The organism is Paenibacillus macerans, from assembly GCF_050565405.1.
Classification (GTDB): Bacteria; Bacillota; Bacilli; order Paenibacillales; family Paenibacillaceae; genus Fontibacillus; species Fontibacillus macerans_B.
On record NZ_JBNYYG010000020.1, the window covers coordinates 43,799 to 59,133 of the forward strand.

Genomic DNA, 15,335 nt, shown 5'->3' on the forward strand with positions numbered 1-15,335 from the left:
CTCCCTTTCCTTTTCCTCTTCCGCTTACAGCTAAAGTTATTGCATCGCTTTCTCCAACAAAGGTTTGACCTCCGGAATCAGCTTCTCCGGAGCCGTGCCCGCATTAATGATCGGGTCCATCAGCTGCGTCCAGAAAATGTTGTCCCACTCCGGATATTTCTCGGAGTAACGATACGGTCTGGCGTATTCCATCGAGGCGATAATCGCCTCCAGGGAATGCGATTTCTTCGGATGCAGCTCCTGCAGCGTGGCCAGATCGGCCAGCGAGACGCGCGGCGGCATGATTTTCCAATGATGGATCGCGTCGCTCAGATCGACCAAAGCGGCGAAGGCCGCGTCGGCGTTTTTCGTTTTGGCGTTGATGCCCATACCGAGGACGTCGCCGAACGTTGCATGGATGCCCGTCGGTCCTGCCGGTACCATGAAGGCTTGCACGTTTTCCACCGTCGAATCCAGATCGTCGGCGGCGCCGCCCATGAACATCGCGACCTGTCCGTCGCGGAACATCTTGTCGAAGCCGCGGTCGCGCACGATTTGCTGCGATGGGGTCAACGGTCCTTTCACCAGCTCGGAGTAAAAGTTCAACGCTGCGGTGGCCTCCGGCGAATCGATCGGCGACTTGCCGTCTTCGGTCAACACTTCGCCGCCGTTTTGCCAAATGAACATGGTGGACGGCGGCCATCCGTTCAGCGTAAAGCCCCATTGCGCCACGGACTTGTCGTCAAACTCTTCTTCGCCCGGATGTTTGCCGTTTTTGTCCTTGGTCAGCTTCGTCGCGGCATCGGTGAACTGCTCCCAAGTCCAGGTTTCGTCCGGATAACCGACGCCGGCTTCATCGAACAAGGCTTTGTTCGCGTAGAGCATGACGGGCTGCTGCAGCCAAGGCAAACCGTAAATTTTCCCGTCATGGGTAAACGGCTGAAGCGAAGCTTCATAGTAGTCCTCGATGTTGGCAGCCGGATGACTGGATTCCTTCAGCCGGTCGGTAATGTCCAGCATGGCGCCCTCGGCCGAGAACTGGGCGGCCCGCTGCGCGCTGATCCAGAACAGATCCGGACCCGAGTCGCCCGTCAGTTGGGTAATCAGCCGCGTGTCGTACTCGGCCGGGTTGGAGTCTTGAACGATCGTGTAGGCCGTCGATTTCTCGTTGAGCTCGTCAAGGATCTGCTGCAGTTCCTTCGCTTCATCGGCGCCGGCCCAAGTCGTCAGCCGAACCTCTACCTTCTTCGCGGGATCGGCGCTTTGCCCCGCTTTCTTCTCATTCTGTCCGCCTTGGTTATTGCCGCCTCCGTTATTGCCGGAGCAGGCCGACAACGCCATGGAAGCCGCCAACACCAAGACCATTGCCAAGGAAAAACGTTTCTTCAAATGAATGACCCCCTACTTGATTAAGATGACCAATCCGAAACAGTAATTTTTGTAACGTTACATTTAGATTACAATTAGATTATCTTATCAAATGATAGCGCTGTCAAGTCTTTTATTCATCTCACAAAATCGGCCTAGTAGTGGCTATCCACCACTAATTATTTACATTACCGCAAATATCGTGTATATTGTTTTTGTAACGTTACAAATCACAAGGTTTGATGACGGAGCATAGATGAGGAGATCTGTAGATGCGTAAAAAAGTCGTGATGCAGGATATTGCCGACCGCTTGAGCATATCCAAAAACTCTGTTTCCCAAGCATTATCCGGCAAGGACGGAGTCAGCGAGGAAACGCGGCGCAAAATTATCGAAACCGCGGAAGCCATGGGCTACCGATATGCCAAGAAGCAAGCCGACGACGAGCACCGGCACGGGAAGACGTTCGGGCTCATTGCCTCCGATTTTGCCTTCTCCATGAAGTTCTTCGGGGAGATCTATCTCTCCATCGAACGGGAAGCGCAAAATCACGGGATCCGATTGCTGATCCAATCGATTACGCCCGATATGCGGGACCGTTTGGTTTTGCCTTCCTTTATTGAGGATAACCAGGTGGACGGGCTCCTCATTCTTTCCCATATCAGTACGGCCTTCATCGAGAAGGTCATTGCCCAGGGCATCCCCACTGTCTTGATCGATCATCACCACCCGCTGCTCCGCACGGACGCAGTGTTGACCAATAACCGCTTTGGCGCCTACACCGCGGTCAAGCATTTACTCGATTTGGGCCATCGGGATATCGGCATCCTGGGGAACGTCGATATTTCCCCGAGCTATCAGGAACGTTGGGAGGGATACATGCTCGCCTTGAGGGAGCATCGTATCGAACCTAGGGAGGATCATCTGCACGTGCATACGTTGGAGGAAGAAACCTTGGTGGCCAACGCCCTCCGCGTAATGGATGACCAGCCCGACGCATGGTTTTGCCTGAACGACGGCTTCGCCTTTTACGTTTGTTCCGAGCTGCGGAACTTGGGGCTGCGGATCCCGGAGGATGTTTCCGTTTGCGGCTTCGACAATACTCATTTTTCGCAAATGGCCACTCCGAAAATTACCACGATGGAAATCGACCTGCACTTGTTCGCCCATAAAGCGTTCGTCCAGTTGCTCTGGCGGATCGATCATCCCGACGAAGTGTACCAGGAGATTTTGTTGCCTACGAATTTGATCCGTCGCGAATCGACGGCGGCCCGCCAAGCTTAAGCCAAACGCCGAAAAACCCGGTCCGATAACGGACCGGGTTTTTCGGGTTGCTGCTGTCTCGCGGTCAAAATCCAAATAAGCCTTTGAGCAAAAACCAGACCACCGGAACCAATAACGCCGGCAGCATGTTTAAGGTCTTGGCATCGATGATCTTCAGGATGGATAATCCTGAGCTGGCGATCAGCACGCCCCCAACGATCGAGATTTCCGTCAGCAACGGAGCCGTAAGAAACGGCGCCAAATAATCCGCGCTCATATAGATGGCCCCCTGCCAAACGAACAGCACGCCGGCGGTGATGGCGATCCCGATGCCGTAGCTCGAGGCGAGCACCATGGAGGTGACCAAATCCAGCGTGGCATTCATGTACAGGTAGGTATGATCGCCGCGAATCGCGCTTTCGATCGGCCCCAGGATCGACAACGTGCCGATGCAAAACAGCAAAATCGCCGTTGAGAGCCCTTGTCCCAAATTGGAGCTGCAGAAACGCCCGACCAACTTTTGAAATCCGCCGTCGATGTCCAGCGCCGTTCCGATCAAGCTCCCCGCCGCGAGGCTGATAATGAACAACACGGGAAACTCGCTGTCCTTCATATGGGTAACCGCAGAGTTGATCCCGAGCACCGTAGCCGCCAAGCCGATCGCGGTAAACAGGGCCGCTTGATACTTTTCCTTGAGCCCTTTTTTAAAAATGCTGCCGAGGACGCTTCCCGCCAAAATCGCCACCGTATTCACAATCGTACCGATCATCTTCCTGCTCCAATCCACATCGATTCATATTCTAATAAATGATAACGCATTGCGGATGAGCCGTCTACAAACGGGTTGACCATGACACTAGTGTCGAAAGCTTAAGCCAAGTTACAGCTGAATGATGCGGATCCGTTCCACCGTTGATTCGTCAAACTCCAGTCGTCCGCCGCAATCGGAACAAGGCACTGTCGAAATCGCCCTTCAGCCCGACCGGCAAGCCGTAATGCATCAGTGTGCTGCCGTGATATCGCTTGCCGTCTCCCACCAGCTCGTACCGGGCGTCCTCCTGCAGGCCTTGCAGCTTGAGCCTCGGGCAGGAATCGCCGTACTGCTGCGTGTGCAAAAAAGCCAACACGACGACCTCGTCACCGGACGGGCCGATGTACTCCACCGCCGATAAACCGGATCGTCCGGGCGGCCGAAGCCGATAGAGGTCCCCGAATAATATCGTCTCCCGGATTTCCTTGTACAGCCGGATATAACGCTCATATTCTACCGCCTCTTCCGGCGTCAGACGGTTGATATCGGTACCGATGCCAAGTCCCCCGCACATGGCGCTGTGAAACTTGTAGGCGATGCTCCTGTTCGCTTTGGCCGAGCCGGACGGCGTATCCGTTACCCAGCACATCATGATCGACGGAGCGTAAAACTGGGTGAACCCGTGCTGGATGAACAGCCGGTCGAACGGGTCCGTGTTATCGCTGGGCCAGCACTCGGCGGCATATCGGAGAATGCCCAAATCGATGCGCCCGCCGCCGCCGGCGCACGTCTCCAGTTCGACGCCCGGGTGATCCCGCCGCAGCTCGCTCCAGATATCGTATAGCGCATCGACGTGCCGGGCCCATAGCCGTCGGTCCTTCGTACCGGCGCCTTCCGACAGGTCGCTGATCGAGCGGTTCATATCCCATTTCAGGAAGCTGATGTTCCCGGACCGGAGCAGATTGTGCAGCATCTCCTTAATGTACCGACGTACGGGCGGCTTCGTAATATTAAGCACATATTGGTTCCTCAACTGCAGCGGCTCGATGCCGTCGAAGCAGTAAATCCAGTCCGGGTGCTTGCGGTAAAGCTCGCTGTCCGGGTTGACCGCCTCGGGCTCGACCCAGATGCCGAAGTCCATCCCCAGCCCATTAACGCGATCGATCAGTTCCCCGAGCCCATTCGGAAATTTGTCTCCGTTCGCGTACCAGTCTCCGAGTCCGGCCTTGTCGCTATGCCGTTCGCCGAACCAGCCGTCATCGACCACAAACAGCTCAACCCCCATTTGCGCCGCTTTCTCGGCCAGCTTCTTTTGTTCCCGCACGTCCACGGCAAAGGCGGTCGCCTCCCAGGAATTGTACAGCACCCGCCGTGGTTTCGCGGACGCGGCGACGCGATCGCGCTCAAAGCGGTGCAGCTTGCGGCTCATGCCGCCGAAGCCCGCTTCCGCGTACCCGAACACGAAGGAGGGCGTCCTAAAGCTCTCGCCTTTCTCCAGCGTGTACGCGAAGTCGAAATCGCTCACGCCGCCAACGACTTTCACGTTGTTGAAAATCGTTTTCTCCACGGTGATCCTCCAGTTGCCGCTGTAGGCCAGCAAACCGAACCAAACCTCGCCGTCCGATTCGGTCGCCGCCTCCGACAACGCAAAGCCGGGATTAAAATGCGGCCCCGTGATGCCCCGTTTGGATTGCATCGTGAATGCGCCGGTTTCGACGGGCATATCCGCGATTTGAAACTCTCCCGCCCACTTGCCGGTTGTGTAGCGCAGCGAGTAACGCGGAAGCTCCGGCAGATGGAGCGCCGCCGACTTCGCGTTTTCCAGCGTCACCGGAACGCCGTGATTCGTGACCGTCGCGAAGCGCGCCACGATGTCGTAGGCCGCATGGACTTCGTATTCCAGGGCGACCGAAATCGACCCTTCGTTTCCGGACAAAAAGACCTGCAGCGTTTGGATGCCCTCCCGCTCCTCGGATATTTCATGGCCGGCAAAGCACGTCGCCAGATGGCGGCCCTGCTCCGTAGAGATGGCCAAGCAGGGCTCGCTGTAGCTTCTGCCGTTCCAGCAGCCGTACTCTTCGCGTTCCAGCAGCGTATCGTAATCGAACGAGCTGTGGAACCGGGCCGCCGGCAAATCGGCTAGATCGTCGGCGGCAAGGGCTTTGCCCCAGTACAGGTTTTGCAGATAGTCCCCCGCCCGGAAGACGTAAGACATGCTTGCGGTACGGATATGGAACAGCCGCGCGGCCGGATCATATGTAATCATCTATGCGTCGGCCCTTTCCAAGCGGATGCCGATCCGGCCGATTTCGGGCGCCGCCTCTTCGTCATGATACAGCTTGATCGTGTTATCGCCTTGTTTGAGCCGGATCTTTACCTCTTTGGTGCCGACGATATCCCAACGCGAAGGGCCCCATCCGCCGCTGTTGAACAATACCGAACGCAGCGGCGCAGCCCCGTTCACTGAGATGAGCAGCGCCCGGTTCTCGCCCGAATAATAGTCGATGCTCAGGATATATTCGCCGTCCGTTTCCGCCGGCACGCGCTCAAACGCGATCGCGCCGCCTTGGCCGATGCCCGCCGCTTTAAGAGCGCCGTCCGGCGAATCCGCGCGGCACAACACCGCGCCGCCGGACAGAACGCCCGCCTCTGCCGGATAATACGCATCCTCATGGGGCGCGTAATCGATGACTCTGATGCGCTCGATCGCGGGCGCCGCCTCCTCCGCGCCGGCTTTTCGCAAAGCGATCGTATTTTCGCCCCGCTTCAGGCTCACCACGATATCCGCCGTCCGTACCACTTGGTCGCCGCCGGACGATTCGAGCGCAAGGCGCTGCGGCTGTCCCCCGTTAACGGCAACCTGCAAGCCGCTCGGCATCGCCGACAGATAGAACAATCGGAGCGTATGCCGCCCTTCCCGGCCCGCCGTTAAACGCTCAAAGCCAAGCTCGCCCGAACCGCCCAGGACCGCGATGCCTCCGTCCGCAGCGTTTTCGCAGGCGATCCGGTCCGCGCTGCCCCGAAGAACCGCCTCCCGGGAAGCATAATCCCGGTAACGATCGTCCATGTAACCGCTGCAGGCTCCCGCTTTAAGCGGCACGTTGCCGTTGTAGATATACATCGCAAAACCGCCGTTTTCCAGCAGCTGCAGGAGCACGCTATCCTTGTTGGACAGGATTCGCGTTTCTTTTGTAACGATATCTCCGTTGGCGCCGTCCTTGTAGATGTCCACGGCATACCGGCCGTCCGGCAGGAAGTCCAGCGGTATGGTCATGGCCCGGGACGACGTCGCAATCCCGCCGACGAACCACTGCTCCTCCGCATGGCGCATCATCACCGCGTGGTCGCCCGGGAAACCGGAGAGCAGCTTCAACCCGGCGAATCGGGCCGGCAGCCGGCGCAGAAACTCCAGGCCGATCCACGGCTCCAGGCTGTAGATCGACTCGGCGATATGCTGGACGCCGGACTCAAACACGACCGAAAGCGCCAACTGATGGGCTTGCGTCGTGTTCCGGTTCGGATTGGAGAAGCCGGTAACGGTATAATCCATCGGCCCCACCACGTTGCGGGTAAACGGGACGGTGCAGTTATGCTCGGCATGCGGCAAACCGCTCCATTTGTAATGTTCAAGCCCCATGATGCCTTCCGCCGTCATGAGGTTCGGATAGGTCCGGCCTTCGCCGGCCGGCTTGGTGCTGCCGTGGAAATTGATCATCAGCTTGTGCTCGGTCATGATATCGGCGATCATATTGTACTGCCACATCGTGTGCTGGGAGTCGTTCATGAAGAAATCGACCTTGAGGCCCACGACGCCCCATTCCGCCCACCGGATGATTTTCTCCCGGGCTTTCTCCAGCGTATCGACGGCCTGCATATCCGACCACAACCAGACGTCCACGCCTCTCTCGCGGGCATAATCGCATAGATCCTTCACCCAGCTGTCGTCCCAGCCGGCATCCACGGTCACCGCCTCGAACCCCGTCGCCGCGGCGAAATCAACGTATTTCTTCTGTTCGCTGTACAATTGGGCCCCGTTTTCGAACGACCACCACGACCAAATGCTGCGGGCCGGCTTGATCCAGGACGTATCTTCCCATTCGCAGGCGGGGTTGAGATTGTAGTTCAGATGGCTATTCACTAGAGCGTCAAGCGTGTCGCTAACCATGACGACCCGCCATGGGGTTGCGGAGGGGAGCCCGATCTCCAGCGGCCCCATCTGCTCGGGGGCAAACGCCAGCTTCATCCGCCGGCCGGCTGCGCTTTGCAGGTGGCTGGAGCAATAAGCCCCGCCCGTGTTCAATATCCCCGCCTCGGTCAGCATCACCCAGTGTCCGCCGGTGCCGCGAAGCAGGGCCGGCATGCCGTAATCCCGTTCCCCGGCCGCCTGCCAATCGCAGCGGTTATAGGGGCCTTCGTACGTATTCACCCAATCCTGCAGCCACAAATCATCGAAGCCGCCGGAAAAAACGAAATCCGTATATTCCCGATAAACACGAAGCGGCTGCTCCCGTTCCGATTCAAACCCGTAACGGAAAGCAAGTCCGTCGTCAAACAGCCGGAAGCTGACAGACAACGCCAGATTGTTTACGGTAAAATGCAGCTTCAGCTCAAGGGCCTCGTTATCGTAAACGGCCTTTTTGCCGACGGGCAAGGAGTAGCTCTCGGAAATACGGCCTTCTTCGGCCTTTACGAAGCGAAAGCCATCGAACCAGTCCCCCAGATTGGTGGCCAGCCCCAGCCTGGACTCGGCAAGAATCGGCTGCGCACCCGCCGACAGGGAATAAAAAAGACCATTATTATTATCCTGGTAAACGGATAGTTTAAGTGAGCTATTAGGCGATGAAAGTTTCCACATATGGCATGCTCCATTCCAAATTGTTGTAAAGTCTGTCTACTCTTTGACTCCGCCAAGCACGATCCCGGAGGCAAAATATTTCTGCAAGAACGGATAGACGCACAGCACCGGCAAAGTGGCCACGAATACCTGGGCGGCCCGCGAGGTCCGCTCCGACACCATGCTCAGCAGGCGCACGTCCTGCATCGTCATCAACTTCACGTCGCGGTTGACGATCACGGTCTGCAAATAGCTTTGCAGCGGGTAGTTATCCGGGGTATTCATCAGAATCAACCCCTCGAACCAGGAGTTCCAATGCGTGACCACGCAGAACAGAATCAACGTAGCCATCGCCGGCAGCGAAAGCGGGACGAACACCCTCCACAGGATTTTCCAGTGGGATGCCCCGTCGATATAGGCCGCCTCTTCGATCCCTTTGGGCAAAGCCTGAAAGAAGTTGGTCAGAATGACCAGGTTAAACACCTGGACCGCCGAGGGAACGATCAGCGCCCAGAAGCTGTCGATCAAACCGGTGGCGTTGATGATCATATACCAGGGAATGAGCCCGCCGCTGAATACCATCGTCACCACGAAAAACCACATATACATGCTGCGGGACTTGAATTCGTTGTTCGTCTTGGAGAGCGGATAGGCCAGCATAATCGTCAGGATCATATTGACCGGCACCCCGATGAGCACCTTGAGGACCGAGATCGTAAACGCCCGGAAAAACTCCGGCTTCTCGACGACGAATTTGTAAGAATCGAGCGTGAAATCGACCGGCAGCAGGAACACTTTGCCCGTGGACACCGCCGCGCTGGAGCTGAGCGACACGGCCAGCACATTGACGAACGGAAACAGGCAGGACACCGCCAACAGGGTCAGGATAAGCACATTGGCCGCATTAAAAATTTTTCTCCCCACGTTATCCCTTCTTCTACAGTATTTTATAGCCCAGAGCCTTGTTCGCGATGAAGTATCCCGTGGAAATAAAGATAAAGGAAATCACGGCTTTGAAGAGGCCGATCGCGGTCGCCACGCTAAACTGGGCGTTTTGCAGGCCGACCCGGAACACCAGCGTATCGAGAATGTCGCCCGTCTTATAAACCTGGGAGCTGTACATGTTGAAAATCTGCTCAAACCCGTTGGTCCCGGCATTGAGAATGTTCCCCAAAGCCAACACGGACATCAGCATGATCATCGGCATCAGCCCGGGCAGGGTAATATGCCACATTTGCTTCCAACGTCCCGCGCCGTCCATTTGCGCCGCTTCGTAAAGCGTCGGATTGATGCCCGACAAGGCCGCAAGATAGACGATGGTGCCGTAGCCGAATTCTTTCCACGTATCGGTCAGGATCATGCTGATCGGAAACCAGGTCTGATCGCCGAGAAAATAAACGGGTTGGAATCCCAGCGCTGTAATGATTTTATTGACGACCCCCTCCGACGGAGAAAGGATGTCGATAAAGATGCCCGCAAGGATGATCCACGAAAGGAAATGCGGGAAATAAATGATCGTTTGGATGCCCCTCTTTAGCCGGCGTAGCCGCAACTCGTTCAGCAACAGCGTAACGACGACCGGCACGACGATCCCAAGCAAGATTTTCAGAATCGAAATCACCAGCGTATTGCGAAGTACTTCGGAAATGGTCGGGATGCTTAAGATGTAGCGGAAATTGTCCAGCCCCACCCACTCGGAATGAATAAAGCCTTTGCTCGGCGAAAAATCCTGAAAAGCCATCACCAGGCCGAACATGGGACCGTAAGCGTAAACCAGCACGAGAATGACGCCCGGCAGCATCATGAGATGCAGCGGCAAGTTCCTTTTGAAACGCGCCATGATGAACCCTCCTCTCCGGGGGCGATCAGGGGGAGACGCTCGCCGCAAGCGGGTCTTCCGATCCGATCCGCGCGCAGCCTCCCCTCAAATGCCCGGACCGTTAGCCTATCTATTGGTGATCGGCGTACCAGGCGTTGACTTCTTGCGTCATCTGGTCGCCGCCCAGCGTCTTCCAATCGGAAACGTATTTGTCGAATTTGCCGATGTCTCCGCCCATGATAATTTCGGTGAAGGTCTGCATTTGCGTTTGGGACAAAATAGCTCCTTTTTGCGTCATCGCATCAGTTGGCGGTCCGAAATAAGCGTCGTTCAGCACCTTGCCGTTTTCGGCATATTGATTGATGACGGCAAGCGATCCTTCCGGGCCGTACATCATCTCCGTTCCCCAGCCGGCAAGGTCGCCTCCGCGGAACGCTTTGATGCTGTTATAGTAGCTGAGCTCCTCCGCGTTCAGGGAGCCGGTGTCGTCCTGCTCCAGCGCGGCGGTCACCTTCACCTGGGCGTCCGGATTTTTCATCGGCGGTTCGGAATAAACCAGCGGGTATTCAAAGATCGGGTTGCCCGCGGCGTCCACGTTGTATACTTCCGGCTCCGCCGTTTCGCCGAAGCATTTTTCCAGCTGCAGGTTAAGCATCTGAATAATCGCTTCGGGGTGTTTGGCGTTTTTGCTGACCACGTAATACGTGCTGATCGGGAACGGCACCTGAACCAAGGCTCCGTCTTCTTCCGTGCCGACCAAGGCGTAAGGCTTCCACTCCATCCCCGGATTGGCCGTTTTGGCTTCGGACAACCAGCCCATGTTCCAGAACAGGCCGTAAAACATTCCGATTTTATTGGCACTGGCGTCGGCGCTCACTTTAAAGGAGTCCTTCACTCCGAATTCCGGGTCGATATATCCGTTCGCAAACAGCTTCTGCAAATGTAGCAGCCCTTCTTTGACCTGCGGCTGAATATTGCCCGATTCCAACTGCCCGGCCGCATTTTGCACCCATACGTTCGGATAGGCGCCGTAGCCGTTGAAATACCCCTCCAGAGACGCGAACATTCCCCACAAATCCTTGTTCAGGCCAAGTCCGAACGTATCGTTGGCTTTATTGCCGTCGGGATCGTTCTTAGTAAACGCCTCGGCGATTTTGTTGACGTCCTCGATCGTTTTGGGCTCCTCCAGGTTGAGCTTCTTGAGCCAATCGGTGCGAATCCACAGCACGTTAGCCTGCCCGAGCCCGGAGGCCATTTTCGGAATTGCCAGCAGCTTGCCGTCAAACTTCGCGGAGGCTAACGCATTTCCGCCGTCCTGACCCAGGACGTCCTTCGTATAGTCGCTGGCCTGTTCGTCGAAGATAGCCGTGAGATCCGCCAGTTGACCGTCGGTCGCCAGCTGCTTGAGCTGCGAGGCGTTCACCTGGAAAATGTCCGGCAAATCGTTGGAGGCGATCGAAATATTGAGTTTTTGTTCGTATTGAGCGATCGGAACCATCCATTCATAATTGATTTTGATGCCGAGTTCCGATTCGTAAAGCCGGGTCCATACGTTGTTGTCCAGGGTATCGGAGCCGCTGAACTTCAAATCGTCCGGGATCGGTCTCACCGCCGTAACCGCTGTCATTTCATTGGAATTTTGCGGCGTTCCTTCCGCCGCCTGCGGCGAATCGTTCGTCCCGCTTTTCGCGCAGCCAGCAAGCAGAGAGAGAAGCACCGCCGCTGCCGCGAGCAGCGAAACAAGAGGTTTGATCCTTTTCATTGCCATGCACCACCCTTGATTTTTTTAGTTATGTCTAACCTCTGCTTTCAGTGTAATCCCGCAGGTAGCGCATTGAACATAATAAGATATCTACTTCTCTTGTCTTCTCTCAACCAAATTGAATGCGCTTGCATTTATAGCTTAGTCCGGGCTTGACGGGGCGTAACGCGCCCGGTATTCGTTAGGCGTAATTCCGTTTTGCTTCTTGAATACCCGGGTAAAATAAGCCGCCGAATCGTAACCCGACTCTTTGGCGATCTGATGGATTTTGATTTCGGTCTCCCGCAGCAGCCGCTCGGAATGCTCGATCCTTTTGAAGGTGATATAGTCGGTCAAATTGCTGCCTGTCGTCTGTTTGTATAAACGCGACATATACACGGGGTTGATATAAAACCGTTCGGCGAGCGCCGCCAACGAGAGGTCCTCGGACAGGTGCCCGGCGATATAGTGCTTGATCTTCGCTGCGAAATTCCGCCCGTGCGTAGCCTGCTTTCTTTGGCGAAGCTCGAAAATCCGGCCGGCCAGCTTGACGATGCCGTTCTCCATGGCGCTTTTGTCGCGGAATCGGTAGAACAGCTCGAAATGATCCTGGTCGGCAAACAGCTCTTTGGACAGCTTTCGGGCGTTGATGTAGGATAGCAGCATGTCGGTCAAGGCGTGGTATAGCTCCAGGTTGTTCAGCAGCGCATCCCGCGGGCCTGCGTCCTCGTTCAACAGTTCGCCTAGCGTCCGGAAAAATTGCTCATCCTCCTCTTCCTCAAGGCAGCTTCGCAACAGGGACAGCCGTTTTTTGCGCTCCGTATCCTGCTCCGGTCGTTCGTCATCCTCGCCTTTCTGCTCCAAATAGAACCGGGAGTTCGCCAAAACGAGCTCGTCTTCGTTTACCGTCATTTGATTCAGGATCAGCTTGACGGAGCTGAATCGCCCCGGAAGTTCCCGCCATTCGGCGTAATCGTCGTAAATAACGGAAACCGAAGCGCCCAGCGCCTCGCGGCAATGCGCCTGAACGATCTCCAGGGTTTCCTTCAGATACAGCAGGCCTTGGCGCTCCCCGTTCGGTTGAAGCACCCAGATCATGTTTTTACCCTCGAAGGTCGCCTCATAGCCGGTAAATATGTCCGAAAGATATTTCTGAAACACCGCCTTGATCTGCAGGAAAAGATGGAGTTGGTTGTGCGACGTGCCGCGCAGCGTTTTTTTGTCGAGCCGCAGCGCCACCAAAACGGCTGGGGTGTCCGGGTTCAGGCGGATCCGGTATTTGCCGAAATCGCGCAGGTACTCTTCCGCCGGCTCGCCTTCCAGCAGCTTCAGCAGGCAGGCGCTTTGCAGCATCGGCAGCGCCGAGGCGATATAGTCTTCGTTTTCCTTGATGAATTCCTGCGTCTGCCGCTCCCGGCGAATCTCCCGGATGCAGCGGTTGACGGCCTCGACGATGGCCTCCTCGCCTTCGCTTTTGAGCACATAACCTACCGCATTGTTTTGAATCGCCTGGTAGGCGTACGTGAATTCGCTGTGTGCCGTAAGGAAAACCAGTTTGCAGTAAGGCCACTGCTTTTGAATTTCCTTCTGCAGCTCCAGGCCGCTCGTACCCGGCATGCGGATATCGGACAGCACGATGTCCATGCGAGTCCGGCTCAATAACTCAAGTGCCTTATCCCCTGAGGCAGCGCTGTATATGTCGAGATCTTCATTTTCCTGAAAGAGATCGACCAATCCGTCGAGAATGAACGGTTCGTCGTCGACGATCAACAATTTATACATGTTGGGTTCCACCTATCGTTAACGTGATTTTCAAGCCGCCCAGTTCGCTTCGGCCCACGCCGATGCCGCTGTTCCCGCCATAGAGCAGTTGCAGCCGTTTGTGGATGTTGACAATGCCGCTCACTTCCCCGAAGGGCTGCGTCAGGCTTTGCCGGATCGCTTCGATTTCCGCGGAGGAAATAACGCCGTTGTCTTCAACGCACACGGTCAATGTTCCATTCAAGTCGCTAAAGCCAACCTGCATGATTCCCTCCTCCGCCAGGCTGCGCATCCCGTGCTCGAACACGTTTTCCACCAGCGGCTGCAAAATCAGGCGCGGCACGTGCCTATCGGCGGCGGACGGCGGAATTTCGCCGAAACGGACCTTAATCCGCTCGCCGAACCTCATCTTCTGGATGTCGGCATAAACGCGGGAATGCTCTGCTTCTTCCGTCAGCCGAATGTCGCCGGACTCCCGCTCAGTCATGAATTGATAGTATTTGGCCAAGTATTCGGAAAAACGTTTAATGCTTTCGGTATCGTACAATCTCGCCATATTGCGGATCACGAAAAAACTGTTGTAAAGAAAATGCGGATTGATCTGCGATTGCAGTTGCTTAAGCTCCGCGCTTTGCGCCAATATTTTCTGCTCGTAGACCTGCTCCAGCAGCCCCTTGATTTTGGCGACCATGGCGTTGAACGAGCGATAAATATAGCGGAATTCATCATTGTTCCGGTGCTCCAGCCGCAGGTTCAGATTCCCCCGTTCCACCTCGTTGAAGGCCGATACCAGTTTGCCCAGCGGCCGCTTGATCAGATTGGCGGTCAGATAGGTCAGAATGAACACCGTCAAAATCACCGCCAAGCTGAAGAAGATAAAATACTGGCGCAGTTCCCTCAGTTGGGGGTTGATACCGCCTTCGGGAAGGTAGGCCGCCAAGCTTAGTCCCAGGTATTCGGAGCTCTGGTTCACGATCCACGCCGTCCGGCCGCCCGCCTTCACTTTGGTCGGGGTCGAAACGGCCTTCTGCATAACCAGGCTTTTCAGATCGACGGGACGCTCCTGGCTTGTCCCGCTTTCATAATCCGCATAGGTATGATGGGCGTCGTAGACGATAACCCGTTCGGCGTTTGCGATCGCGGCGAGTTCGTTCCTTATCCGGCTTTCGGACACTTCTACTAGCAGCAGATAGGTGATATCCGGCTTTCCCGCAGCGCCGGGGTTCGGCAACACATAAAACAACTTGCCTTCCCATACAGTAAAATGCCACCCGGATTGCCGCTGCGATGACGCATAGATTTGCAGCAAGTCCCCGGCATCCGAAGATAAGCGGCCGGAAGCATCGAATACGCGGTTCAAGCCGGGAATATAGGTTTTGATGCTCTCGATATAGCTGCTGCTGTCCTTCAAGGTCTCCATGCGGCGGATATAGCGGTTAATCGATACGGTTTTCTGATAATTGTCCATAATCGTGCCGGAATTCGCGAGCGCCAGCAGATCCTCATCCGTCAGCATCGCATATGAAAGCGCCTTCACCTTGGCCAATTCATTCTCCACCTTGTCGAAGCCATGCCGGGCGGCCGTCCCGAATGCGTCAACCGTCGTGTTGTCCAGCAAGCGAATCTGCCAGTTGTAGAGGGTTACCCCGATCGCGCAAATCGGCATGATCGCAATCAAAAAAGCAGCCACGAACCGCGTGAACACGGACCCTTTGTTTCGTAATAAACGTCTCATAACCCATCCCTTTCCCGATTTGATATTACTTTATCACAATCTGGATAAACGTCTATCTGCGAACATTCAAAACGGGCATATCTTG

Annotated in this window: 10 protein-coding genes; 1 reads left to right on the forward strand and 9 read right to left on the reverse strand. The window is 55.9% G+C overall.

Going from position 1 to position 15,335, the window contains the following annotated elements; all coding sequences use genetic code 11:
* Positions 1 to 36: 36 nt before the first annotated feature.
* Entirely contained in the window at positions 37 to 1,368 is a 1,332-nt protein-coding gene (locus ACQ4N8_RS14030) for an ABC transporter substrate-binding protein (protein WP_430704997.1), read from the reverse strand.
* A 251-nt stretch (positions 1,369 to 1,619) separates the two neighbouring features.
* Here ACQ4N8_RS14030 and ACQ4N8_RS14035 point away from each other — a divergent pair, with 251 nt between their 5' ends.
* Positions 1,620 to 2,630: a LacI family DNA-binding transcriptional regulator gene (locus tag ACQ4N8_RS14035; protein ID WP_430704998.1), complete on the forward strand. Its 1,011-nt coding sequence runs from the start codon at positions 1,620 to 1,622 to the stop codon at positions 2,628 to 2,630.
* Between the two features lie 64 nt (positions 2,631 to 2,694).
* Here ACQ4N8_RS14035 and ACQ4N8_RS14040 read toward each other — a convergent pair whose 3' ends face one another.
* From ACQ4N8_RS14040 to ACQ4N8_RS14075, 8 genes are all read right to left on the reverse strand, one after another.
* Positions 2,695 to 3,378: a DUF554 domain-containing protein gene (locus ACQ4N8_RS14040; RefSeq protein ID WP_430704999.1), complete on the reverse strand. Its 684-nt coding sequence runs from the start codon at positions 3,376 to 3,378 to the stop codon at positions 2,695 to 2,697.
* 151 nt (positions 3,379 to 3,529) lie between these two features.
* Positions 3,530 to 5,626, reverse strand: a complete 2,097-nt coding sequence (locus ACQ4N8_RS14045) for an alpha-galactosidase (protein ID WP_430705000.1) — start codon at positions 5,624 to 5,626, stop codon at positions 3,530 to 3,532.
* On the reverse strand, positions 5,627 to 8,215 hold the full coding sequence (locus tag ACQ4N8_RS14050; protein ID WP_430705001.1) for a glycoside hydrolase family 97 catalytic domain-containing protein: 2,589 nt from the start codon (positions 8,213 to 8,215) through the stop codon (positions 5,627 to 5,629).
* Between the two features lie 36 nt (positions 8,216 to 8,251).
* Positions 8,252 to 9,118, reverse strand: coding sequence for a carbohydrate ABC transporter permease (locus tag ACQ4N8_RS14055; RefSeq protein ID WP_430705002.1), 867 nt, complete (start codon positions 9,116 to 9,118; stop codon positions 8,252 to 8,254).
* 13 nt (positions 9,119 to 9,131) lie between these two features.
* A complete protein-coding gene (locus ACQ4N8_RS14060; RefSeq protein ID WP_430705003.1) occupies positions 9,132 to 10,034 on the reverse strand; it encodes an ABC transporter permease in 903 nt (300 codons plus the stop codon).
* Between the two features lie 109 nt (positions 10,035 to 10,143).
* The gene (locus tag ACQ4N8_RS14065) at positions 10,144 to 11,775 is read right to left on the reverse strand and encodes an extracellular solute-binding protein (RefSeq protein ID WP_430705004.1); all 1,632 of its coding nucleotides are present in this window, start codon (positions 11,773 to 11,775) and stop codon (positions 10,144 to 10,146) included.
* A gap of 141 nt (positions 11,776 to 11,916) precedes the next feature.
* Positions 11,917 to 13,536, reverse strand: coding sequence for a response regulator transcription factor (locus ACQ4N8_RS14070; RefSeq protein ID WP_430705005.1), 1,620 nt, complete (start codon positions 13,534 to 13,536; stop codon positions 11,917 to 11,919).
* Positions 13,529 to 15,250 carry a sensor histidine kinase gene (locus tag ACQ4N8_RS14075; RefSeq protein WP_430705006.1) on the reverse strand — a complete coding sequence of 574 codons (1,722 nt, stop codon included), beginning with the start codon at positions 15,248 to 15,250 and terminating at the stop codon, positions 13,529 to 13,531. Before ACQ4N8_RS14075 ends, ACQ4N8_RS14070 begins: the two co-directional genes overlap by 8 nt.
* Between the last annotated feature and the right edge of the window lie 85 nt (positions 15,251 to 15,335).

Bases quoted from the DNA above. Each gene is read 5' to 3' on its own strand.
- ACQ4N8_RS14035 (WP_430704998.1), top strand. From the start codon at position 1,620: ATGCGTAAAAAAGTCGTGATGCAGGATATTGCCGACCGCTTGAGCATA.
- ACQ4N8_RS14040 (WP_430704999.1), bottom strand. From the start codon at position 3,378: ATGATCGGTACGATTGTGAATACGGTGGCGATTTTGGCGGGAAGCGTC.
- ACQ4N8_RS14045 (WP_430705000.1), bottom strand. From the start codon at position 5,626: ATGATTACATATGATCCGGCCGCGCGGCTGTTCCATATCCGTACCGCA.
- ACQ4N8_RS14050 (WP_430705001.1), bottom strand. From the start codon at position 8,215: ATGTGGAAACTTTCATCGCCTAATAGCTCACTTAAACTATCCGTTTAC.
- ACQ4N8_RS14060 (WP_430705003.1), bottom strand. From the start codon at position 10,034: ATGGCGCGTTTCAAAAGGAACTTGCCGCTGCATCTCATGATGCTGCCG.
- ACQ4N8_RS14065 (WP_430705004.1), bottom strand. From the start codon at position 11,775: ATGAAAAGGATCAAACCTCTTGTTTCGCTGCTCGCGGCAGCGGCGGTG.
- ACQ4N8_RS14070 (WP_430705005.1), bottom strand. From the start codon at position 13,536: ATGTATAAATTGTTGATCGTCGACGACGAACCGTTCATTCTCGACGGA.
- ACQ4N8_RS14075 (WP_430705006.1), bottom strand. From the start codon at position 15,250: ATGAGACGTTTATTACGAAACAAAGGGTCCGTGTTCACGCGGTTCGTG.